The 19,737-nt window shown below is 71.1% G+C and carries 21 protein-coding genes; 11 read left to right on the forward strand and 10 right to left on the reverse strand.

From position 1 onward, the window contains the following. The 3 genes from AC1HIL_RS39985 (at position 1) to AC1HIL_RS39995 (ending at position 2,667) form a co-directional block, all read left to right on the forward strand. On the forward strand, positions 1-984 hold the full coding sequence (locus AC1HIL_RS39985; protein WP_082321687.1) for a tripartite tricarboxylate transporter substrate binding protein: 984 nt from the start codon (positions 1-3) through the stop codon (positions 982-984). A 25-nt stretch (positions 985-1,009) separates the two neighbouring features. After that, the gene (locus tag AC1HIL_RS39990) at positions 1,010-1,729 is read left to right on the forward strand and encodes an SDR family NAD(P)-dependent oxidoreductase (RefSeq protein WP_057591225.1); all 720 of its coding nucleotides are present in this window, start codon (positions 1,010-1,012) and stop codon (positions 1,727-1,729) included. A gap of 95 nt (positions 1,730-1,824) precedes the next feature. Continuing rightward, the gene (locus AC1HIL_RS39995; protein WP_261211105.1) at positions 1,825-2,667 is read left to right on the forward strand and encodes an IclR family transcriptional regulator; all 843 of its coding nucleotides are present in this window, start codon (positions 1,825-1,827) and stop codon (positions 2,665-2,667) included. A gap of 12 nt (positions 2,668-2,679) precedes the next feature. On the opposite strand, the gene AC1HIL_RS40000 is transcribed toward AC1HIL_RS39995, so the two are convergent. The 5 genes from AC1HIL_RS40000 to AC1HIL_RS40020 all read right to left on the reverse strand — a co-directional run bounded on the left by AC1HIL_RS40000 (position 2,680) and on the right by AC1HIL_RS40020 (position 7,368). Next, positions 2,680-3,891 carry an NAD(P)/FAD-dependent oxidoreductase gene (locus AC1HIL_RS40000; protein ID WP_479669403.1) on the reverse strand — a complete coding sequence of 404 codons (1,212 nt, stop codon included), beginning with the start codon at positions 3,889-3,891 and terminating at the stop codon, positions 2,680-2,682. Continuing rightward, a complete protein-coding gene (locus AC1HIL_RS40005) occupies positions 3,876-4,049 on the reverse strand; it encodes a hypothetical protein (protein WP_479669402.1) in 174 nt (57 codons plus the stop codon). Before AC1HIL_RS40005 ends, AC1HIL_RS40000 begins: the two co-directional genes overlap by 16 nt. Before the next feature lie 73 nt (positions 4,050-4,122). Continuing rightward, a complete protein-coding gene (locus tag AC1HIL_RS40010) occupies positions 4,123-5,574 on the reverse strand; it encodes a TonB family protein (protein ID WP_479669401.1) in 1,452 nt (483 codons plus the stop codon). Then, positions 5,574-6,626, reverse strand: coding sequence for a S1C family serine protease (locus AC1HIL_RS40015; RefSeq protein WP_261211109.1), 1,053 nt, complete (start codon positions 6,624-6,626; stop codon positions 5,574-5,576). Before AC1HIL_RS40015 ends, AC1HIL_RS40010 begins: the two co-directional genes overlap by 1 nt. 55 nt (positions 6,627-6,681) lie before the next feature. Then, positions 6,682-7,368: a CC0125/CC1285 family lipoprotein gene (locus tag AC1HIL_RS40020; RefSeq protein WP_261211110.1), complete on the reverse strand. Its 687-nt coding sequence runs from the start codon at positions 7,366-7,368 to the stop codon at positions 6,682-6,684. Positions 7,369-7,663: 295 nt separating this feature from the next. Here AC1HIL_RS40020 and AC1HIL_RS40025 point away from each other — a divergent pair, with 295 nt between their 5' ends. The 6 genes from AC1HIL_RS40025 to AC1HIL_RS40050 all read left to right on the forward strand — a co-directional run bounded on the left by AC1HIL_RS40025 (position 7,664) and on the right by AC1HIL_RS40050 (position 13,046). Continuing rightward, entirely contained in the window at positions 7,664-9,622 is a 1,959-nt protein-coding gene (locus AC1HIL_RS40025) for a PAS domain-containing hybrid sensor histidine kinase/response regulator (protein WP_479669400.1), read from the forward strand. Positions 9,623-9,659: 37 nt separating this feature from the next. Next, positions 9,660-9,995: a YnfA family protein gene (locus AC1HIL_RS40030; protein ID WP_057591221.1), complete on the forward strand. Its 336-nt coding sequence runs from the start codon at positions 9,660-9,662 to the stop codon at positions 9,993-9,995. A gap of 167 nt (positions 9,996-10,162) precedes the next feature. Then, positions 10,163-10,672: a hypothetical protein gene (locus AC1HIL_RS40035; protein WP_422098900.1), complete on the forward strand. Its 510-nt coding sequence runs from the start codon at positions 10,163-10,165 to the stop codon at positions 10,670-10,672. 69 nt (positions 10,673-10,741) lie between these two features. Next, positions 10,742-11,587: a 3-deoxy-8-phosphooctulonate synthase gene (gene kdsA, locus AC1HIL_RS40040; protein ID WP_296727037.1), complete on the forward strand. Its 846-nt coding sequence runs from the start codon at positions 10,742-10,744 to the stop codon at positions 11,585-11,587. Between the two features lie 40 nt (positions 11,588-11,627). Next, positions 11,628-11,864, forward strand: coding sequence for a hypothetical protein (locus tag AC1HIL_RS40045; protein WP_296727040.1), 237 nt, complete (start codon positions 11,628-11,630; stop codon positions 11,862-11,864). 57 nt (positions 11,865-11,921) lie between these two features. After that, positions 11,922-13,046, forward strand: coding sequence for a 3-deoxy-7-phosphoheptulonate synthase (locus AC1HIL_RS40050; protein WP_479669399.1), 1,125 nt, complete (start codon positions 11,922-11,924; stop codon positions 13,044-13,046). Between the two features lie 8 nt (positions 13,047-13,054). Here the strand turns inward: AC1HIL_RS40050 and AC1HIL_RS40055 are convergent, their stop codons facing one another. Next, positions 13,055-13,678 carry an NAD(P)H-dependent oxidoreductase gene (locus AC1HIL_RS40055; protein WP_479669398.1) on the reverse strand — a complete coding sequence of 208 codons (624 nt, stop codon included), beginning with the start codon at positions 13,676-13,678 and terminating at the stop codon, positions 13,055-13,057. Positions 13,679-13,756: 78 nt separating this feature from the next. On the opposite strand from AC1HIL_RS40055, the gene AC1HIL_RS40060 reads away from it, so the two are divergent. Then, positions 13,757-14,365, forward strand: coding sequence for a TetR/AcrR family transcriptional regulator (locus AC1HIL_RS40060; protein ID WP_479669397.1), 609 nt, complete (start codon positions 13,757-13,759; stop codon positions 14,363-14,365). Positions 14,366-14,383: 18 nt separating this feature from the next. Here the strand turns inward: AC1HIL_RS40060 and AC1HIL_RS40065 are convergent, their stop codons facing one another. Then, on the reverse strand, positions 14,384-15,271 hold the full coding sequence (locus tag AC1HIL_RS40065; RefSeq protein ID WP_422098903.1) for a hypothetical protein: 888 nt from the start codon (positions 15,269-15,271) through the stop codon (positions 14,384-14,386). A 222-nt stretch (positions 15,272-15,493) separates the two neighbouring features. Here AC1HIL_RS40065 and AC1HIL_RS40070 point away from each other — a divergent pair, with 222 nt between their 5' ends. After that, on the forward strand, positions 15,494-16,915 hold the full coding sequence (locus tag AC1HIL_RS40070) for a trypsin-like peptidase domain-containing protein (protein WP_479669396.1): 1,422 nt from the start codon (positions 15,494-15,496) through the stop codon (positions 16,913-16,915). Positions 16,916-16,954: 39 nt separating this feature from the next. Here AC1HIL_RS40070 and AC1HIL_RS40075 read toward each other — a convergent pair whose 3' ends face one another. Genes AC1HIL_RS40075 through AC1HIL_RS40085 form a run of 3 tightly spaced genes read right to left on the reverse strand, consistent with a single transcriptional unit; the run spans position 16,955 to position 19,608 of the window. Next, positions 16,955-17,962, reverse strand: a complete 1,008-nt coding sequence (locus AC1HIL_RS40075; protein WP_479669395.1) for an NrtA/SsuA/CpmA family ABC transporter substrate-binding protein — start codon at positions 17,960-17,962, stop codon at positions 16,955-16,957. A 42-nt stretch (positions 17,963-18,004) separates the two neighbouring features. Further along, the gene (locus AC1HIL_RS40080) at positions 18,005-18,739 is read right to left on the reverse strand and encodes an ABC transporter ATP-binding protein (RefSeq protein ID WP_479669394.1); all 735 of its coding nucleotides are present in this window, start codon (positions 18,737-18,739) and stop codon (positions 18,005-18,007) included. Then, positions 18,736-19,608 (reverse strand): ABC transporter permease subunit, encoded by an 873-nt coding sequence (locus tag AC1HIL_RS40085; protein ID WP_479669662.1) that lies wholly within the window; start codon positions 19,606-19,608, stop codon positions 18,736-18,738. Before AC1HIL_RS40085 ends, AC1HIL_RS40080 begins: the two co-directional genes overlap by 4 nt. Positions 19,609-19,737: the final 129 nt, after the last annotated feature.

The raw sequence follows: 19,737 nt of genomic DNA on the forward strand, positions 1-19,737 counted from the left end.
ATGATTCGCTTCGCCTCGAAACTGCAACGCCTCGCGGCGCTGTCGCTGCTGCCGGTGGCGGCGCTGCTGGCCGCCGCGCCCGCCTCGGCGCAATCGCGCGACTATCCCAACAAGCCGGTCGAACTGGTGGTGCCGTTCCAGCCCGGCGGCGGCACCGACGCGCTGGCGCGCGCCTTCGCCGACGCCACGCGCAAGCACATGCCGCAGAGCATGATCATCGTCAACAAGCCCGGCGCCAGCGGCGCCATCGGCTGGCAGGACGTGGTCAACGCCAAGCCCGACGGCTACCGCCTCGCGGTGGTCACGGTGGAACTCACGACGCTGCCGCACATGGGCCTCGCGAAGTTCACCTACGAGGACCTCGCGCCCATCGCGCGCCTCAACGCCGACCAGGCCGCGATCACCGTGCGCGCCGATGCGCCGTGGAACACCATCGAGGAGTTCCTGGCCGCCGCGAAGAAGGACAGCGGCAAGCTCAGCGTGGGCAATGCCGGCAACGGCTCGATCTGGCACCTGGCCGCCGCCGCGCTCGAGGACAAGACCAGCGTGAAGTTCAACCACACGCCGTTCCAGGGCGCCGGCCCCGCGGTGCTCGCGCTGATGGGCGGCCACATCGACGCGGTGGCGGTGAGCCCGGCCGAGGTCACGACCTACGTGCAGGCCGGCAAGCTCAAGACGCTGGCCGTGATGGCCGAGCAGCGCGTGAAGGGCTTCGAGAAGGTGCCCACGCTCAAGGAACGCAACATCGACCTGGTGATCGGCACCTGGCGCGGCATCGCGGCGCCGAAGAACACGCCGCCCGAGGTCATCGCTTACCTGAAGACCGTGAGCCAGCAGGCCGCCAACGAGCCCGCCTTCCGCGAGGTGCTCGACAAGCAGAACCTGGGCTTCGCCTATGCCGACGACGTCGCCTTCAAGGCCACGATGGCCAAGGACAGCGCCTACTTCAAGACGCTGATGGGCAAGCTCGACATCAAGAACTGATCCACGCAAAGGCAACTCCCTTTTCATGACTTACGAGGCAGCACTCTTCAAGGGCAAGCGGGCACTGGTGTCCGGTGCCACCCAGGGCATCGGCGCCGTGATCGCCAACCACCTGGCCGCGCTCGGCGCGCAGGTCACGGCCATCGGCCTGGGCAACGGCGACGGCACGCTCGATGCCGCGGTCGAGGTCCGGCAGGCCGACGTGACCTCGGACGCGAGCCTCGAGGCCGCGATCGGCGGCATCGAGCGCCTGGACATCGTCTTCAACTGCGCCGGCATCATCCAGCGCGGCGCGGAGCACGACCTCGCGGTGTTCGAGAAGGTGCTGGCCGTGAACCTCACGGGCACGATGCGCGTGTGCGGCATGACGCGCGAGCGCCTCAAGGCGAGCGGCGGCTGCATCGTCAACACGGCCTCGATGCTGAGCTTCTTCGGCGGCGGGCTGGTGCCCGGCTATGCCTCGAGCAAGGGCGGCGTGGCGCAGCTCACCAAGTCGCTGGCGATCGCCTACGCGGCCGACGGCATCCGCGTGAACGCGATCGCGCCGGGCTGGATCGCGACGCCGCTCACGAAACCGCTGCAGGACGATCCCGCGCGCGCGGGCCCGATCCTCGCGCGCACGCCGCTGGGCCGCTGGGGCACGCCCGACGACGTGGCGCGTGCCGCGATGTTCCTCTGCACGCCGGCCGCGTCGTTCATGACCGGCGTGGTGCTGCCGGTCGACGGCGGCTACATGGTGAGCTGAGGGCGCGCCGCATGCGCGTGGACTGGATGGAGGGTATGGATAATGGCCCGGCCCTCGTTCCCGCCGGTGCCCGCGCCGGCCTCGTCCCTTCGTCCATGCCCGCTCCCCGGTCTTCCTCCGCCGCTCCCGCCTCTTCGGCTTCTTCCGCGAACCAGGTCGCGGGCACCGCGTCGTTCTCCAAGTTCATGCACGTGCTGCAACTGGTGGCCGATGCGCAGGAGCCGGTCAACGTCGCGGCGCTGATGCGCGCGAGCGGCTATCCGCGGCCCACGGTGCATCGCATCGTGGCGGCGCTGATCGCCGAGCGGCTGCTGGTCGAGAACCCGCACAGCGCGACCCTGGGGCTGGGCCCGCGGCTGATCCAGCTCGCGAGCCGCAGCTGGGGCCGTTCCGAACTGCGGCTGGCGGCCGTCGACGAGCTCAAGCGGCTGCGCGACCTCACGGGCGAGACCGTGCACCTGGCCGTGCCCAACGACACGACCATGGTCTACATCGAGAAGCTCGAGAGCCCGAGCGCGGTGCGCATGGCCTCGCGCATCGGCACCAGCGTGTCGCTGCATGCCACCGCCGTCGGCAAGGCCTACATGGCTGCGCTCGACGACGGCGCGCTCGAGGCGCTGGTGAAGCGCCTGCCGATGCCGCGCTACACGCCCAACACCACCGTCGATGCCGCCGCGCTGCGCGCCGAGGTGCGCAAGACGCGCGAGCGCGGCTGGTCGGTCGACAACGAGGAGAACGAGGCCGGCATCTTCTGCTTCGGCGCGGTGATCCGCGGCGTGGGCGGCGTGCCGGTGGCGGCGATCAGCGTGAGCACGCTGGTGTTCCGCCAGAAGGAAGATCCGGCGCAGGCCTACGTGGCGCCGCTGCTCGAGGCCTGCCGCGTCATCTCGGAGCGCATCGCGCAGACGCCTTCGCTGTCGGGCAGCGACGTGCTCTGACGCGCGTGCGGCTCAGGCCAGCGCCTTGAGCTGGAAGCCCGGCGCCCGCGCTTCTTCCTCGCTCAGCGCCACGCCCTTGGCCAGCAGCCGGCGCGCGAGCATGTGATCGCCCGCGCGGTTGAGGGTCTCGACCGCCGCGAGGCGCCCTTCGCGGATGCACAGCACGGTGGCGGCCGATGAGGCCGCATCGCGCAGCACCACGTGCGCATCGTCGGCCGCGCGCAGCCCGGCGATCTGCAGCTTGAGTTCTCCCTGGTCGCTCCAGAACCACGGCACCGGGCCGTGCGCCACCGTCTTGCCCGCGAGCCGCGCCGCCACGCTGCGCGCCTGGTCGCCGGCGTTCTGCACCGATTCGAGCCGGATGTGGCGTCCGCTGACCGGGTCGGGAAAGGCCGCCACGTCGCCGATGGCCGAGATCGCCGGATCGGAGCTCAGCAACTGCGCATCGACGCGGATGCCGTTGTCGACCGCGAGCCCGGCCTGCGCCGCGAGCTGCGTGCGCGGCTCGGCGCCGATGCCGACCACCACGAGGTCGGCGGGCAGCGTCTCGCCGTCGGCGGTGCGCACCGCCGCGATCCGGCCCTCACGGCTCTCCAGTGCGGTCACGCCGCAGCCGAAGCACAGCCGCGTGCCGCGACCCTCGTGCGAGGCCGCCACGGCCTGCGCGCTGTGCGGCGAGGCGGCCCGCGCCAGCGCGCGATCGGCCACGTCGAGCACCGTCACCTCCAGCCCGAGGGCACGCGCCACCGAGGCGAACTCGAGCCCGATGAAGCCCGCGCCGACCACCACCGCGCGCCGGCTGTCGGCCATGCGCTCGCGCAGCCGGTCGGCATCGGCCAGCGTCTGCAGGCTCATCACGCCCTCGAGGTCCGCGCCCTCGACGCGCATGCGGCGCGGGCTCGATCCGGTGGCGATCACGAGATGGTCGTAGGCGATCGCCTGGCCCGATGTCAGCACCACGCGCTGCGCGGCGCGATCGATCAGCTCGACGCGGCCCTGCACGCGCTGCACGCGCTGTTCCTCGAAGAAGCGCTCGGGCCGGAAATGCAGGTCGCTCGCGCTCGCCTTCGCGAGCAGGTAGGCCTTCGACAGCGGCGGCCGCTGGTAGGGCAGGCTGGCCTCGTCGCCCACGAGCACGATGGCGCCGTCGAAACCTTCCTGGCGCAGCGAGGCGCAGCACTGGAAGCCCGCGTGGCCCGCGCCGACGATCACGACCTGCTGCATGGCGCGCGCGTCGGGGTGGGGAGGAAGAGGGCGCGCACGTGCGCCCATGTATCGCGGTGCCGCGCGGCGACCGGTTCCGGCGCGCGCGGCACCTCGAGCGAAGGCCGGCCGCCATCGGGCGCGTCGGTGTCGAGCTTGTAAGGGATCAGCCATTCCATCTGCGTGTCTCCTGCAGCGCGATGGTCGGGCCGCGGGGGCTGCTTGTCTGTCCCCGCCGTAGGGGACGTTCGCTCAGTCGCCTGCGGGCGCGGGCGTGGGTGCGGGCGTGGGTGCGGCGGGCGGCAACCGGTACTCGATCGGGATCTGGATCGCCGCGGGCACCGCGACACCGCCGCGCGTCTGCGCGGGCTTGAACAGCATGCCGAGCACCGATCGCGTGGCGGCTTCGTCGAGCGTGCCGTACCCCGAGCTCGACACCACGGTCACGAAGGCGGCCGTGCCGTCGGCACTGACGAGCACGCGCACCACCACCTTGCCTTCGTAGCCGTTCTCGCGGGCGTCCGCCGGATAGGCCACGCGTGGCGCGGCTGTGTAGCTGGGCTGCGTGGCCAATGGGTCGGCGCGGCGCGCGGCCACCTTGTCCTTGATCTGCACGGCGCGTGCGCGCAGCGGCGCGGCCTCGTCCGCGCGGCCCTGGCGTTCCTTGATGCCGGCGAGCAGGTCCAGCGTGTCGCTGATCACGGGGTCGTCGCGGAAGAACAGCAACTGCCGCAGCTCGAGCGAACGCGTGGCCGATGCCGAGGCGCCGTCGAGATCGCCGGCGGCGCTCTGGATCTGCGCCAGGGTGGCGAGGCCGCGCGCCAGCGCCCTGTTGTTCGAGGAGGTGGAAGCGCCGAGCAGTTCCAAGGCGCGCTTCTGCACCGCCTCGGCTTTCTCGGGCTGCCCGAGACCGACCCAGGCGGCGGCGATGTCGTTGAGCAGCGAGCCGGTCACGCTGTCGTTGCGGCGCGGCTGCCGCTCGAGCATCTCGAGCGCGCGATTGAAATGCGCGATGGCGGCGTTCGGGTCCTTGGCGGTGACGCGGCTCACGCCCAGCATCCAGATCGCCTGGGCGACGCTGGACGAACCCTGCGGCCCGGCCAGCGCTTCCCGTCGTGTCAGCGCATCGCGCAGCAGCGGGTCCGCCTGCTCGGGCCGGTCGATGAAGACGTACATCGCTCCCTGGTCGAACAGCAGCCGCGCATACAGGCTGCGATCCTCGTCCGCCGTGGGCGTCAGCAGCGAAGTGGCGCGGGCGTAGAGCCGCTCGGCCTCCTCGGTGCGGCCCTCGTCGGCGCAGATCCGCGCCAGCGAGACCAGCATCGACGCCAGCGTACCCGCGGGCGGTGCCGGCATGCGTTCGGTGATCGCGACCGCACGGCGCAGCAGCGGCTCGGCCAGGCGCGGCTGCCCCTGTTCCTGGTAGGCGAGGCCGAGCGACCACAGGGCCACGCCCATGCGCGGGTTCAGCGGAGGCAGGGTCCGCTCGGACAGGCGGACCAGCCGCAGGCCGGTCTCGATCGCCTCGGACAGGCGGCCGGCCGCGTAGTGGGCCTGGAAGAACTGGTGCACCCGGTCCCATTCGCCCGTGCCCTGCATTTGCGCCTGGGCGCCACCCGCCGTGGTGGCGAGCACGCCGGCCGCCAGCAGCCGCAGCGCGAACGCGAGCGCGGCCAGCAGCCGCCGCGGCATGCGCGCGCGCATCAGCGCACCTCCCGGCATTGCCCGGCCGTGCAACTCAGGATGAGCGCGTAGCCGTCGTCGCAAGGCACGCTGTAGGTCTCGACGCCGCTGCCCTGGCCGACGAAGGCCGCGCGCGGCTGCGTGCTGCACTTGCGCGCGATCGCGGCCTGCTCGGCACCGAGCAGGTTGGCGCTCGAGCCCGAGACGGGGCTTGCCGCCGCCGGTGGCGGGGAAGCGGTCGCGGGCTGTGCGTGGACAGTGGGGACGGGCGTGGGCGGCGGCACCGGGGCCGGCGCCGTCGAGTTTGCGGTCGCGGCCGGCGCGAGCTTTCGGACCGCTGGCCGCGCCGGCGGCTCGATGTCGGCCACGATCGGCGGCAGGCTCGGCGCCTCGGCCGTGCCGATCTGCTCGGAGCGCTGGAAGGTCGCGACCGCGGATCGCGCGCGCGCCGGGAGTTCCTCGATCCACTGGGCCGGACGCGCGAAGTTGAGGTTCTGAGCCGTGCCGCCGATGGCGGCGGTGGTGATGCCGATCAGCCGGCCCTGCTCGTCGAACAGGCCGCCGCCGCTGGAGCCCGGCGAGATCGGCGCGGTCACCTGGATGTATTCGAGCTCGCCGGCGGTATTGCGCCGCAGCGAGGACACCAGGCCGTCGCTGAGGCTCTGCTCGAGCCCGCGCGGCGCCCCGATCGCATAGACCTTCTGGCCCACGCGCAGCGTGGCGGTCGGAGCGATCGTCGGTGTCGGCCCCGCCGGCAGGCCGTCGGCGCGGAGCTGGCAGAGATCGCGCTCGGGATCGGGGTGCTCGAGCGTCGCTGTGTACAACTCGCGCTCGCGCCGCAGCGTGAGCGAGGCCGCCTTGCGCAGCACGTGGCAGTTGGTGACGACGCGGCCCGGGGCCGTGGACACCGCGCTGCCCGAACCCACCGGCTGCCCCTGGGTGTCACGCGCGATCACCACCCACACGGCCGGCGAAGCCTGGCGGAACAGTTCTTCGGGCGTGAGGGCGTGCGCGCACGGGCTGGCGAGCAGCCAGGCCGACGCCGCCGCGGCCACGATCTTCGATGTCTTCAAGGGGAACTCCGGAAATGGACGAGGAGAAGCGGGCCGGTCGGTACCAGGCTTTCGCTCAGCGTGGCGGCAACAGGCCGCTCAGGTCCTTCATCTCGACGCGCCCGCCGCTGCCGCCCGACCAGGGCACCGCGGGCGGGCTCGTTTCCGCCACGGGCTCGGGCACCGCCATGGCGACCTTCACCAGTTGCTCGGGTGTGAGCGCATTGCCACGGCCCTGGGTCGCCATGAACGGCTTGAGCGCCTCCATCACCGCACTGGCCTTCAGCGCGTATTGGGCGCCGGGTTCGGTGGCGGACTTGAACATCAGGATCGTGCCCTTGCCGCGCCAGGTGGTGATGGTGCCGCCGCCGCCGGGGACATAGACGAAGGTCGGGGCACCGCCGCCCTTGAGCTCGATCCATTCGGGTGGCTGCCCGTCATCGACCACGAAGCGCGGCACGGCCGGCGCATCGTCGACCTGCGCGGCCGAACCCTTGGGCTCGATGGCGAAGTAGGTGTAGCCCGACTGCTGGGTCAGGTCGGCGCAGCGGTAGATCCAGAAGTTCCAGACGGCTTCCTTGGAGGTGTAGCCGTTGCCCGAGAACTCGACGATGTAGCTGTTGGCCGTGACGCGGGTGTCGGTGTAGCCACCGGTCAGGCCGGCCGGGTGGTACATGGTCGAGCAGGCGCCCAGGAGGCCCAGTGCGGCGGCAGCGATGGCGGCCGCGGCGAGGCCGCGGATTCTGTTGTTGTGTCTCTTCATACCCATCCCCTCGATGTGCTGGGGGACGATACAAAAAGCGATTCGGGTTCGCAACAAAAAGTTAACACGATGGGGCGGACCCAGGCGATGGGCGCCCCGGTCTGTTGCGAAAACCGAACGACGGTCTCGCAAGAGGAGCGCGGGCCGCGGCAACGGAATCCGGTTGACCCCAGCGGGAATGCCGACCGGAAATGTCGGCAACGTCCCACGGATCGGCCCGATGGGCGGAGGAATACTCCCCGGTCCACCCGCGGGGGAGAGCCGGCGCGCCCCACTGTCCGAGAGAACAAACAACATGCCAGACCCTGCCGCGACCGAGCGGCTGTCCCTCGCCAACCTGTCGGACGCCGATCACCGGCAGATGATCGACGCCGTCACCGACTACGCGATCTTCTTCCTCGACCCCGACGGCATGGTGCTGAGCTGGAACGCCGGCGCGCGGCTGGTCTGTGGCTACGAAGACGCCGAAGTCCTGGGCCGCCATGTCTCGATGTTCTATCCGGCCGAGGCACAGCAGCGCGACGCGCCCGGCCAGGAACTCGCGCAGGCACGCGAGGCGGGCCATTTCCAGGACGAGGGCTGGCGCGTGCGCAAGGACGGCTCGCGCTTCTGGGCCAGCGTGGTCATCACGCGGCTCATCGGGCCCGACGGCAGGGTGCGCGGCTTCTCCAAGATCACGCGCGACCTCAGCGCGCGGCGCCAGCAGGACGAGCTGCTGCGCGCGAGCGAGGAGCGCTTCCGGCTGCTGGTCGAGGGCGTGAAGGACTATGCGATCTTCATGCTCGACCCCGCGGGCCACGTGATCAGCTGGAACGCGGGCGCGCAGAAGAACAAGGGCTACGAGGCGGCCGAGATCATCGGCCGGCACTTCTCGACCTTCTATCCGCCCGATGTGGCGGCCAGCGGCTGGCCCGCGCAGGAGCTGCGCAACGCGCTGCGCGACGGCCGCTTCGAGGACGAGGGCTGGCGCGTGCGCAAGGACGGCAGCCGCTTCTGGGCCAGCGTGGTCATCACGGCGCTGTACGACGCCGCGGGCCAGCACAAGGGCTTCGCCAAGGTCACGCGCGACCTCAGCGAGCGCCGCCGCATCACGGCGCTGGAGGACGAGGGCCGGCGCATGGCGACCTTCCTCGCGATGCTCGGGCACGAGCTGCGCAATCCGCTCGCGCCGATCTCGAACGCGCTCGAGCTGCTCAAGCGCGAGAAGATCGAGTCGCGCATCTTCAACAGCACGCGCGACATCATCGACAGGCAACTGCGGCAGATGACCCGGCTGATCGACGACCTGCTCGACGTGGGCCGCATCACCAGCGGCAAGATCCACCTCGAGGCCAAGCCGGTGCGGCTGCGCGAGGTGATCCACGACGCGGTCGAGACGGTGCGCCCGCTGATGGCGCTGAAGTCGCAGCTGCTCGAGCTGCAGGTCGACGGCGCCGATCCCTGGGTCACGGGCGACCGGGCGCGGCTGGTGCAGGTGGTCAGCAACCTCGTGCACAACGCCGCCAAGTTCACCGACAGCGGCGGGCGCATCGAACTGCGGCTCGGCCTCGGCCCCGCCGCGCCCGGCACCGCGGACGCCAGCCCGATCGAGGCCGAGATCGCGGTGCGCGACACCGGCCCGGGCATCGCGCCGCAGGACATCCGCCGCATCTTCGACCTGTTCGTGCAGGGCGAGCAGGATGCCGCGCGCTCCAAGGGCGGGCTCGGCCTCGGGCTGAGCCTGGTGCAGCAACTGGTCGCGCTGCACGGCGGCCGCGTCAGCGTGTTCAGCAGCGGGCGCCCGGGCGAGGGCAGCGAATTCGTCGTCAACCTGGCGGCCGTGGCGCAGCCGCTGTCGGCTGAGGGTGCATCGGGCCGGGCGCCCGGCGAACGGCTGGTGCTGGTGGTCGACGACAACCAGGATGCCGCCGAGACCATGGCGCTGCTGATGGACGCGCTCGGCTATGCCAGCGCGGTCGTACACGACGGCTTCGCCGCCATCGAGGCGGTCAAGGCCGGCCGGCCCGACGTCGTGCTGCTCGACATCGGCCTGCCCGGCATCGACGGCCACGAGGTCGCGCGCCGGCTGCGCGCCGAACTGGTCGACCCGCCCGCTCTGATCGCCGTGACCGGCTACGGCCAGCCCAGCGACCGCGACACCAGCTTCGAGGCTGGGTTCCTCGGGCACCTGACCAAGCCGGTGGACGTGGACCGGCTGGCGCGGATGCTGGAGCGGCTGTTCCAGGACCAGCAGGCGGGCGCGGCGGCGGGTTGATGGCAGGGCGGGCCGTGCCCGGACCGAGAATCCCCGCATGGACCTGCTCAAGACCTTCGCCCTCTTCGTCGCCACCGCCCTGGCCGAGATCGTCGGCTGCTACCTGCCCTATCTCTGGCTGCGCCAGGGCCATTCGGCCTGGCTGTTGCTGCCCGCGGCGGTCTCGCTGGCCCTGTTCGCCTGGTTGCTGACCCTGCATCCGACCGCGGCGGGCCGGGTGTATGCGGCCTACGGCGGGGTCTACATCGGCGTGGCGGTGCTGTGGCTCTGGGCGGTCGACAAGGTGCAGCCGAGCGTGACCGACTGGGTGGGCGTGGGGGTCAGCCTGCTCGGCATGTTCATCATCATGGCCGGGCCGCGGCTGGCGCGCTGAGCCGCAAGGGGCATCGGATCGGGGTAGATTCCGGTTTTCGCTATGTCAGTTGGAATATGGCGAAATCCTGTTTCGCGGATGGCGGCCATACGCCGAAGCGGATCGCGCCGACCGGGCGCGCCGCGCAGAATGCCGGCCTGCCACCTGTCGATCACCGAGGAACCACGATGAGCCTGGATGCCGTTGTGCCCGTGGAGCAGCGTCGCTTCGCGGGCGAAGAAAGCCCGAATCCGCGCGCGGGGGCCCTGTTGCATGTGCTCGGCGGCGTGCCGCGGCCATCCGCGTTCTCGCGCGAGGCGCTCGAGCGCATGGCGCGCCACGACCTCGGCCCGACCCAGGTGCTGTGCTATTCGGGCCGCGCCGTGGCGCAGGTCGACAGCTACGCGGGCGCGCGGCTGGTCGACGTGCTCGATGCCTGCGGCTTCTCCGAGCGGCCGCGCTCGGAGCTCAAGCGCTGCGTGGTGGTCGCGCTGGGCGACGACGGCTACCAGGCCATCTTCAGCTGGAACGAGCTCTACAACAGCACGATCGGCGAGAAGGCGCTGGTGCTGTACGAGAAGAACGGTGGCCCGCTCGAGCCGCACCTGGGCGCGCTGTGCCTGATCTCGGCCAACGACGCGCGCCTCGGGCCGCGCCATCTGCGCGGGCTGTCGCAGATCGCCGTGAAGATGCCCTGATTCCCGGTCGGGAGAGCGGCCGCCGGGAGCGCCGACAATAGGCCCCAAGATTCAGGACAGGAGCTCCCCATGAAAAACGTCACCATCCCCCCCGGTATCGGCGTGCGCAACGACGGCCCCTTCGTGCTGTTCGGCGGCGTCAACGTGCTCGAGTCGAAGGACCTGGCGCTGCGCACCGCCGAAGAATTCGTGCGCGTCACCGGCAAGCTCGGCATTCCCTACGTGTTCAAGGGAAGCTTCGACAAGGCCAACCGCTCGTCGATCCACTCGTACCGCGGCCCCGGCCTCGACGAGGGCCTGCGCATCCTGCAGGAGGTGAAATCGTCCTTCGGCGTGCCGGTGCTGACCGACGTGCACGAGCCGGCCCAGGCCGCGCCGGTGGCCGAGGTGGTCGACGTGCTGCAGCTGCCGGCCTTTCTCGCGCGCCAGACCGACCTGGTGGTGGCGCTCGCGAAGACCGGCCGCGTCATCAACATCAAGAAGCCGCAGTTCCTGAGCCCGAGCCAGATGTTCAACATCGTCGAGAAGTTCAGGGAAGCGGGCAACGACCAGATCATCCTGTGCGACCGCGGCACCTGCTTCGGCTACGACAACCTGGTGGTCGACATGCTGGGCTTCGGCGTGATGAAGAAGACCACGGGCGACCTGCCCGTGATCTTCGACGTGACCCATGCGCTGCAGCAGCGCGAGGCCGGCGCCGCCGCCTCGGGCGGCCGCCGCGAACAGCTGGTGGACCTCGCGCGCGCGGGCATGGCGCTGGGCCTCGCGGGCCTGTTCATCGAGGCCCATCCCGATCCGGCCCAGGCCAAGTGCGACGGACCGAGCGCGCTGCCGCTGCACCAGCTCGAGCCCTTGATGGCGCAACTCAAGGCGCTCGACGACCTCGTGAAGTCGTTCCCCGTCCTGCAGATCTAGCTTTCTTCAGACCGTCATGCGGGACTGCGAGCATCCCCGCATGTTCGGCCCTCTCATCTCCATCGCGCTGACGGTGGAACAACACGACACGAGCGAGTACTACTGGGTGCTGCTCGAGTCGTTCGACGGTTCGCCCGAGTACGAGCGCCTGCTCGAAGCCGCGGCGGGATTTGCCACCTATCTCGATGCGCTCCAGGCCGGCTATGCCGTGCTCAAGGGACTGTCGGAGGACCTCGCGGTCGGCCCGCGCGACGAAAGGCGCTCGCGCTTCCTCTGAGGGCCATGGGTGCGTTCGGGGACAATCGGCGGGCCCTCCGACATTCCACCCACGACCATGCCCCGCCTCGACGACCCCCTCCACGACGCCGAAATCGGCTCCCGCGACAGCACGCTCGACACCACCCGGATCGACGACGTGCGCATCGGCGCCGTGCGCCCGCTCATGACCCCCGCCCTGCTGCAGGAGCGCGTGCCCGTGCGCGACAACACCCTGGCGCTGGTCGAGGGCGCCCGCGCCGCGATCGCCGACGTGCTGCACGGTCGCGACGACCGGCTGGTGGTGGTGGTCGGCCCGTGCTCGATCCACGACCACGACCAGGCCATCGAATACGCGCAGCGCCTCAAGAAGTTGGCCGATTCGCTGCAGGACGACCTGCTGATCGTGATGCGTGCTTATTTCGAGAAGCCGCGCACCACCGTGGGCTGGAAGGGCTACATCAACGACCCGCACCTGGACGGCAGCTTCGCCATCAACGAAGGCCTGGAGCGCGCGCGGCGCCTGCTGCTCGAGCTGACCACGCTGGGCCTGCCGACCGGCACCGAGTTCCTCGACCTGCTGAGCCCGCAGTTCATCGCCGACCTGATCGCCTGGGGCGCCATCGGCGCGCGCACCACCGAGAGCCAGAGCCACCGGCAACTGGCCTCGGGCCTCAGCTGCCCGGTCGGCTTCAAGAACGGCACCGACGGCAGCGTCAAGGTCGCGGCCGACGCCATCCTCGCGGCCCGCGCGCCGCATGCCTTCATGGGCATGACCAAGATGGGCATGGCGGCGATCTTCGAAACCCGCGGCAACGACGACTGCCACGTGATTCTGCGCGGCGGCAAGGCGCCCAACTATTCGGCCGCCGACGTCGAGTCCAGCTGCCAGGCGCTGCTGGCGAACGGCCTGCGGCCGCAGGTCATGATCGACGTCTCGCACGGCAACAGCAGCAAGCAGCACCAGCGCCAGATCTTGGTGGCCGAGGACGTCGCGGCGCAGATCGCGGGCGGCGAGCGGCGCATCACCGGCCTCATGATCGAGAGCCACCTCGAGGAAGGGCGGCAGGACCTCAAGCCCGGCGTGGCGCTCAAGCACGGCGTCTCGATCACCGATGCCTGCATCGGCTTCGCGCAGACGGTGCCGGTGCTCGAGGGGCTGGCTTCGGCGGTGAAGGCGCGGCGGCGGTTGGCGAAGGGCTGAGCCTGGGGTTAGCCCGCCAGCTCGGTAACCGCTCGCTGCGGCGCTTCCTTCGCGAACGCGTTGCTGCCAAGCCCCCGCGCGGTGACCAGGTGCGCGGCCCCGCCCTGCCCATTTACATCGACCAGGAACTCCGAGGTGCGCACCGGCGCGCCGCAGAAATCGAAGATGCCGTGGTCGATCTGCGTGCGCATCGCCTTGTCGTAGCCGTGCCGCGCATAGGTGCCGCCGTCCGCGCCGCCGATGCCGATCAGGTGGATCGGGAGGTGGCCGAGCCGCTTGCCGAGCGAGCCGTCGGGCCGCTCGTCGTAGGCCCAGCCGTTGGAGAACACGCGGTCGATCCAGCCCTTGAGCTGGCCCGGGAACGACCACCAGTAGACGGGATAGACGAGCACCAGCGCGTCGGCGCGCTCGATGCGCTGCTGCTCGCGCAGCACGTCGGCCTGCAGCGGCGCCTGCAGCAGGTAGGCGGTGGCGTCGGCCTGGCCGAAGGCCGGCTGGAAGCCCTCCGCGGCGAGGTCGGCGATCTCGGTGCTGTGGTCGCCGGAGGCCGCCACGCCCTCGGCGTAGGCGCGCGCGACGGCATGCGTGAGCGATTTCGGATCGGGGTGGCTGACGACGACGAGGGCGTGCATGGAGCTTCCTTTCTTGCGGATGGATTTAAACTACTGTTGGTAGATTACTTTCTGTAGGTTACCTTTGGTAGGTTAATCATGTCAAGCACCCCCCCGAAACCGCCCGCGCCCGTCGCGGCGAAGAAGCGCCTGCCCAAGGAGGAGCGCAACCGCCAGCTCATGGACGTGGCCTGGTCCATCGTGCGCGGCGAGGGTACCGACGCGCTCACGCTGGGCTACCTGGCCGAGCGCGCGGGCGTGACCAAGCCCGTGGTCTACGACCACTTCGGCACGCGCACCGGGCTGCTCGGCGTGCTCTACGAGGAGTACGACGGCCGGCAGCACGCCCTGATGGACGAGGCCCTGCGGGTCGCGGCCCGGTCGCTGCCGGCCGTGGCCAAGGTGATCGCCGCCACCTACGTCAACTGCGTGATGGAGATGGGCCGCGAGATGCCCGGCGTGAGCGCCGCGCTGGCCGGCTCGCCCGAGCTCGATGCGCTCAAGAAGGAGCACGAGGCGCTGTTCCTCGCCAAGTGCCGCGATGCGCTGCAGCCCTTCGCGAAACAGCCGCTCGCGTTGGCGGCCATGCGCGCCATGCTGGGCACGGCCGAGGCCGTGTCGTTCGCGGCCGCCGCGGGAGAGATCGAGCCGGCGGACGCGGAGCGCGAGATCTACGACGCCATCGTGCGCATCGCGCGCAGGACCTGAGCCGCTCGCGTCCCGGGATCAGTCCTCTTCGAGCACCGACGAGGACTCGAGCCAGAAGCCCCCGATCAGCCCGACCGTGAGTGCCCCGATGGCGCCCCACAGGCTCAGGAAGGTGTGGATGTTGTAGTGCCCGGGGCGCTGCGCCAGCGCGGCCGACAGCTCGGGCTCGACGATCCCGCCGAGGCCTCGCGCGCCCGCGAAATCGAAGCCGGCCGCGCCGAGGAAATGAACCGCCAGCAGCAGCGGCAGCATCGTGATGAACGGCAGCCAGGCGCCGCGCACCTTGCGCCATGCCAGCAGATAGGCGGCCAGCAGCAGCACCGCGCCCACCACGATCGTGCCCAGCAGCACGGGCTGGCGTGTCAGCGGCAGCAGCCAGGGCCAGAGCCATTGCAGCGGATAGAGCGGCCATTCCGCGTTCGGCGCCAGTCCGCCCGGCCGCGCGAAGGCCTGCCAGCCCAGCGCGAGCGTGATGCGTCCCACCAGCGCCGAGGCACAGGCCACCGCCGCGATGCCGAGGCAGGCGATGCGCAGCGGCGAGCTGCGCGGTTGCGGCCACACATGCGGGGGCAGGGCGGGCATCGGCGGATCGCCCACGCGCCATGAGCGCGTCGTGACGATCACCGAGGCACGCGGGGTGGCCAGCTCGCCGCGCACCAGCCAGTCGGTCGCCAGCACCGCGAGCGCGAAGGCCATCGCGGCCGTGAGCCAGGCGCAGGCACCGGGCATCTCGACGAAGCCGAAGGGCGTGAGCATCGGCAGCTCGCCATAGACGAGCCCGGCGCAGCCGTAGGCCAGCATGATCGGAACGCAGAGGATCAGGGCCGCGCGCGTCAGCAGCACGTCGCTGCGGGCCGGCTGGTCGCGCAGCGACTGGAGGCGCGACCAGGCGCGGGTCAGGCTCATCGATCCCATCTTCGTCGGAGTGGTCGGGGCCTCGGCCGAGGCCCCTTTGGCGTCGACGTTAGCACGCGGCGTCGGCCCGGCCCTTCATGAAATTTTCATGACAAAGCGCAGTCCGGCAAGCGCCGGACCGTCTTGTCTTCGAGGCCCGCCCCGTCCGCGCGCCTCGACCCTGTTCGTCGGCGCGTCGTGCGGCTGGGCCCACCTTGCTCCTGAAAGACCGCCATGACCGTTTCGTCCGCCAGACCCTCGCCGCGCGCCGCCGGAGCGAGCACGCGGACGTGGCGCTTCTGCGCGGCGCTGGCCGTCGCGCTCGCGGGGCTGGCGTTCGGCGGGCCGCTGCAGGCCGCGATGCCCTGGCCGAGCTCGGGGCTCGCGGAGCTGGTCAAGCGCTACGGGCCGGCCGTGGTCCACATCGGCGTGGAGCGGCCTTCGGCGCCGGCGCGCCGCCTCAGCGACCGCTGGCTGCTGCTGGTGCCCGGCGCGCAGCCGCAGCCCGTCGAGACCGACCAGGCCAGCTTGGGCACCGGCTTTCTCATCAGCGCCGACGGGCTGATCCTGACCAACGCGCACGTGGTGGCGCGCGGCACGCAGATCACGGTGAAGCTGCCGGACCGGCGCGAGTTCCGCGCGCGCCTGGTCGGGCTCGACGCGGTGGCCGACGTGGCGCTGCTCAAGATCGATGCGAGCGGCCTGCCCACGGTGCGCATCGGCGAGCCCTCGAGCGTGGAGCCCGGCGACGGCGTGGTGGAGATCGGTTCGCCCTACGGCTTCGGCAACTCGGTGACGGCCGGCATCGTGAGCGCGAAGGGGCGCCTGCTGCCGGGCGCGGAGTACATGCAGTTCCTGCAGACCGACGTGCCGATCAACCCCGGCAATTCGGGCGGGCCGCTGTTCAACCTGCGCGGCGAGGTGATCGGGATCAACTCGCGCATCTACAGCCGCAGCGGCGGCTACCAGGGCCTCTCGTTCGCGATTCCGATCGACGCGGCCATGCGCATCAAGGACCAGCTGCTGGCCACCGGCAAGGTCACGCGCGGGCGCATCGGCGTGTCGGTGCAGGAAATGGGGCAGGCGCTGGCCGACACCTTCCGGCTGCCGCGCCCGGCCGGCGCGCTGGTGAACTACGTGGAGCCGCGCGGCGCGGCCGAGACCGGCGGGCTGAGGCCGGGCGACGTGATCCTGGCGGTGCAAGGCCGCGAGGTGGTGCAGGCGGCCGATGCGCTGGGCTTCATCGCCGAGCAGACGCCGGGCGACAGCGTGCGCCTGATGGTGTGGCGCGACCGCACGGAGCAGGTGCTCGAGGTGCGCGTCGACGGCTTCGAGACGCCGCCGCTGGCGACAGGTGCCGCGAGCGCGCCGTCGCGCCTGGGCTTCGCGGTGCGTCCGCTGGCGCAGGCCGAGCGGCAGTTGCTGCGCGTGGAGGGCGGCCTGCTGGTGCAGCGCGTGAACGCGGCGGCCTCGCGCGCGGGCGTGCAGCCGGGCGACCTGATCCTCGCGCTCAACGGCCAGCCGATCGACAGCGCCGAGGCGCTGGCGCAGCAGCTCGACACGGCCGACGGCACGGCGGCGCTGCTGGTGCAGCGCGCTGGCACGCGCATCTTCGTGCCGATCTGCACCCGCGCCGGCGAGCCGCGCTGCGGCTGAGGGGCCGTCGCCTTCCTGCCGCGAGGTGTTGCCCCGTCCTCACAGCCGCGCGAGGTAGTCCGTGACCCTGGCCTTCTGCGGCAGGATCTTGCGCTCCGACAGCCAGTCGGAGGCCTTCTGGAATTCCTGCAGGAACTTCGCGTCCTGCACGCCGCGCACGTCCCAGCGGCGCTTGAGCTTGACCAGCGTGTCGCGCACCGCGTCGCTGTAGCCCGCGTCCTGCTGGTTCAGCGTCTCGGCCTCCACCGGATGCTCGCTGATCCATTTCGCCTCGGCCGCGTAGGCCGCGTTCACGGCGCGCACGATGGCCACGTTCTCCTCGGCGAACTTGCGGTGCGTGACGTAGGAGTTGAAGTCGATCAGGAAGTCGAGGTCGCGGCCCTCGAAGAAGACGTCGTGCGCCTTGTACTCGGTGCGCGCGATGTCCACGCCCGGGCTCCACATCGACCAGGCGTCGATCTTGCCCTGCGCGAAGGCCGGGCCGGCGTCGGGCGGATTGAGGTAGACGAACTTGACCTTGCCGCGGTCGATGTTGTGCTTCTCGAGCGCGGCCACGAGCAGGAATTCGCCGAGGCCCGAGCGGTTGACCGCGACCGACTTGCCCACCAGGTCCTGCACCTTGTCGATGCCCGAGCCGTCCTTGGCGATGATCGCCGTGCTGCGCGGCTCGACGATGGCGAACTGCGTGAACACCAGCGGCGAGCCCGCGAGCATGGCGGCCAGCGCGGGCGTGGTGCTGCCGCCGAAACCGAAGTCGGCGCTGCCGCCGGTCACGGCCTGCAGCGAGGGCGCATGGTTGGGGAAGGGGCCGATCCACTGCACCTTGATGCCGTCCTTGGCCAGCAGCTTCTCGAACTCGCCGCGGTTCTTCGCCAGCGCGGGCAGGCCGCCGCGGCCCCAGGTGAGGCGCACGGTGTCGGTGTTGCGCGTGGCCTTGGCCGGGCCGGCGGCCTGCGCCTGGGCCAGGCCCGTGGCCAGGGCGCCGGCGCCGACGACGGCGGTCTGCAGGAAGCTGCGGCGCGAGGCCGGGGAGAACGAGGAGGTCATGAAGGGAAGAGGCCGGTGGAGAAAGGAAAACGAAAAGGAGGTTCAGGCGGGCACGCTGTCGGCCGCCACGCCGAGCTCGGCCAGCAGCGCCTCGCGCAGCGCCGTGGCATCGGGATGCGTGCGCCTGGCATTGGCTTCGGGCGACACGGCGTATTCGCTCGCGATCGCGCCGTCGCGCATCACGAGCACGCGGTCGGCCAGCGCCACCGCCTCGTCGACGTCGTGCGTGACCAGCAGCACGCCGGGCCGGTGGCGGCGCACCAGCTCCTTCACCAGGCCATGCATGCGGATGCGCGTGAGCGCGTCGAGCGCGGCGAAGGGTTCGTCGAGCAGCAGCAGCCGGGGCTCGCGCACCAGCGCGCGCGCCAGCGCCACGCGCTGCGCCTGGCCGCCCGAGAGGTTGCGCGGCCAGTCGTCGAGCCGGTCGCCGAGGCCGACCTCGGCCAGCGCGGCCTGAGCGAGCGCCTTGCCGGTGGCTTCGTCGAGGCCCAGCGAGACATTGCGCCAGAGCGAATCCCACGGCAGCAGCCGGTGTTCCTGGAACACCACCGCGGGCTGGCGCGGTCCGTCGATACGTCCGCCGTCGATGGCATCGAGGCCGGCGAGCGCGCGCAGCAGCGTGGTCTTGCCGCAGCCGCTCTCGCCGAGGAGCGCGACGAATTCGCCGCGCGCGATGCGCAGGTCGAGCCCGCCGATCACGGTGCGCTCGCCATAGCGGCGCTGCAGGCCGTGCACGACGACAGCGGGGGCCTCGGGTTGCGATGGCTGCACGCTCATCGCCGCTCTCCCGCCGCGTAGTTGGGATGCCAGGCCAGCAGCCGGCGTTCGAGCAGCCGGGCCACCGCATCCGAGGCCACGCCGATGGTGGCGTAGACCACGATGGTCAGCACGATCACGTCGGTGCGCAGGAACTCGCGCGCATCCATCGCGAGGTAGCCGATGCCCGAGCTGGTGGCGATGGTCTCGGCGATCACCAGCGCGAGCCAAGCCACCGCGAGCGCATAGCGCACGCCCGCGAGGATCGAGGGCAGCGCGCCCGGCAGCACGATGCGCCGGATCAGCGTGGCGTTGCTCAGGCCCGTCACGCGGCCGAGCTCGAGCAGCTTGGGGTCGACCTGCCGGATGCCCAGCACGGTGTTGATGTAGATCGGGAACATCACGCCCAGCGACACCAGGAAGATCTTGCCGCCCTCGTCCACGCCGAACCAGACGATCAACAGCGGCAGCATCGCGAGGAAGGGAATGGCGCGGATCATCTGGATGCTGCGGTCGAACAGCGCCTCGGCCAGCCGCGAGAAACCCACCACCGTGCCGAGCGCGAAGCCGATCGAGCCGCCGATCACGAAGCCGGTGGCCGCGCGCAGCAGGCTGGTGCCCATGTCGCTGATCAGCCGTCCTTCCTGGATCAGGCCCCAGGCCGTGGCCGCCACCTTGCTGGGCGCGGGCAGCACATGGATCGAGAGATAGCCGGCCCGCGCCGCCAGCTCCCACGCCACCAGCACCAGGGCCGGCACCAGCCAGGAGATCAGCAGCAGCCGGTTGCGCGACAGCACGCGTGGCGCGCGGCGCGGCGGCAAGGGCTTGGCGGCCGGCTCGACGGCAGCGGGTGCCGTGGGCAGCGGGAGGTTGTCGAAGACATGAGACATCGAGGCGAGGCTTTCCATGAGGGTCCCCGTGAGTCGGGAGCCGGCGCAGGCTAGCGTGCGCCCACCTGCGGGCCAAAGAACGAAAACGGATCAACGTATGCGGATTCCGTGCTTGCATTGCGCGCCCGA

It is taken from the genome of Variovorax sp. ISS6 (assembly GCF_056523145.1).

What these genes read in the sequence shown, in the direction of transcription:
- AC1HIL_RS39985 (WP_082321687.1), top strand. Translation starts at nt 1, where the DNA reads ATGATTCGCTTCGCCTCGAAACTGCAACGCCTCGCGGCGCTGTCGCTG.
- AC1HIL_RS40050 (WP_479669399.1), top strand. Translation starts at nt 11,922, where the DNA reads ATGCCCCGCCTCGACGACCCCCTCCACGACGCCGAAATCGGCTCCCGC.
- AC1HIL_RS40010 (WP_479669401.1), bottom strand. Translation starts at nt 5,574, where the DNA reads ATGCGCGCGCGCATGCCGCGGCGGCTGCTGGCCGCGCTCGCGTTCGCG.
- AC1HIL_RS40005 (WP_479669402.1), bottom strand. Translation starts at nt 4,049, where the DNA reads ATGGAATGGCTGATCCCTTACAAGCTCGACACCGACGCGCCCGATGGC.
- AC1HIL_RS40085 (WP_479669662.1), bottom strand. Translation starts at nt 19,608, where the DNA reads ATGTCTCATGTCTTCGACAACCTCCCGCTGCCCACGGCACCCGCTGCC.
- AC1HIL_RS39990 (WP_057591225.1), top strand. Translation starts at nt 1,010, where the DNA reads ATGACTTACGAGGCAGCACTCTTCAAGGGCAAGCGGGCACTGGTGTCC.
- AC1HIL_RS40020 (WP_261211110.1), bottom strand. Translation starts at nt 7,368, where the DNA reads ATGAAGAGACACAACAACAGAATCCGCGGCCTCGCCGCGGCCGCCATC.
- AC1HIL_RS40000 (WP_479669403.1), bottom strand. Translation starts at nt 3,891, where the DNA reads ATGCAGCAGGTCGTGATCGTCGGCGCGGGCCACGCGGGCTTCCAGTGC.
- AC1HIL_RS40035 (WP_422098900.1), top strand. Translation starts at nt 10,163, where the DNA reads ATGAGCCTGGATGCCGTTGTGCCCGTGGAGCAGCGTCGCTTCGCGGGC.
- AC1HIL_RS40065 (WP_422098903.1), bottom strand. Translation starts at nt 15,271, where the DNA reads ATGAGCCTGACCCGCGCCTGGTCGCGCCTCCAGTCGCTGCGCGACCAG.
- AC1HIL_RS40030 (WP_057591221.1), top strand. Translation starts at nt 9,660, where the DNA reads ATGGACCTGCTCAAGACCTTCGCCCTCTTCGTCGCCACCGCCCTGGCC.
- AC1HIL_RS40055 (WP_479669398.1), bottom strand. Translation starts at nt 13,678, where the DNA reads ATGCACGCCCTCGTCGTCGTCAGCCACCCCGATCCGAAATCGCTCACG.
- AC1HIL_RS40025 (WP_479669400.1), top strand. Translation starts at nt 7,664, where the DNA reads ATGCCAGACCCTGCCGCGACCGAGCGGCTGTCCCTCGCCAACCTGTCG.
- AC1HIL_RS40045 (WP_296727040.1), top strand. Translation starts at nt 11,628, where the DNA reads ATGTTCGGCCCTCTCATCTCCATCGCGCTGACGGTGGAACAACACGAC.
- AC1HIL_RS40080 (WP_479669394.1), bottom strand. Translation starts at nt 18,739, where the DNA reads ATGAGCGTGCAGCCATCGCAACCCGAGGCCCCCGCTGTCGTCGTGCAC.
- kdsA (WP_296727037.1), top strand. Translation starts at nt 10,742, where the DNA reads ATGAAAAACGTCACCATCCCCCCCGGTATCGGCGTGCGCAACGACGGC.
- AC1HIL_RS39995 (WP_261211105.1), top strand. Translation starts at nt 1,825, where the DNA reads ATGCCCGCTCCCCGGTCTTCCTCCGCCGCTCCCGCCTCTTCGGCTTCT.
- AC1HIL_RS40070 (WP_479669396.1), top strand. Translation starts at nt 15,494, where the DNA reads ATGACCGTTTCGTCCGCCAGACCCTCGCCGCGCGCCGCCGGAGCGAGC.
- AC1HIL_RS40075 (WP_479669395.1), bottom strand. Translation starts at nt 17,962, where the DNA reads ATGACCTCCTCGTTCTCCCCGGCCTCGCGCCGCAGCTTCCTGCAGACC.
- AC1HIL_RS40060 (WP_479669397.1), top strand. Translation starts at nt 13,757, where the DNA reads ATGTCAAGCACCCCCCCGAAACCGCCCGCGCCCGTCGCGGCGAAGAAG.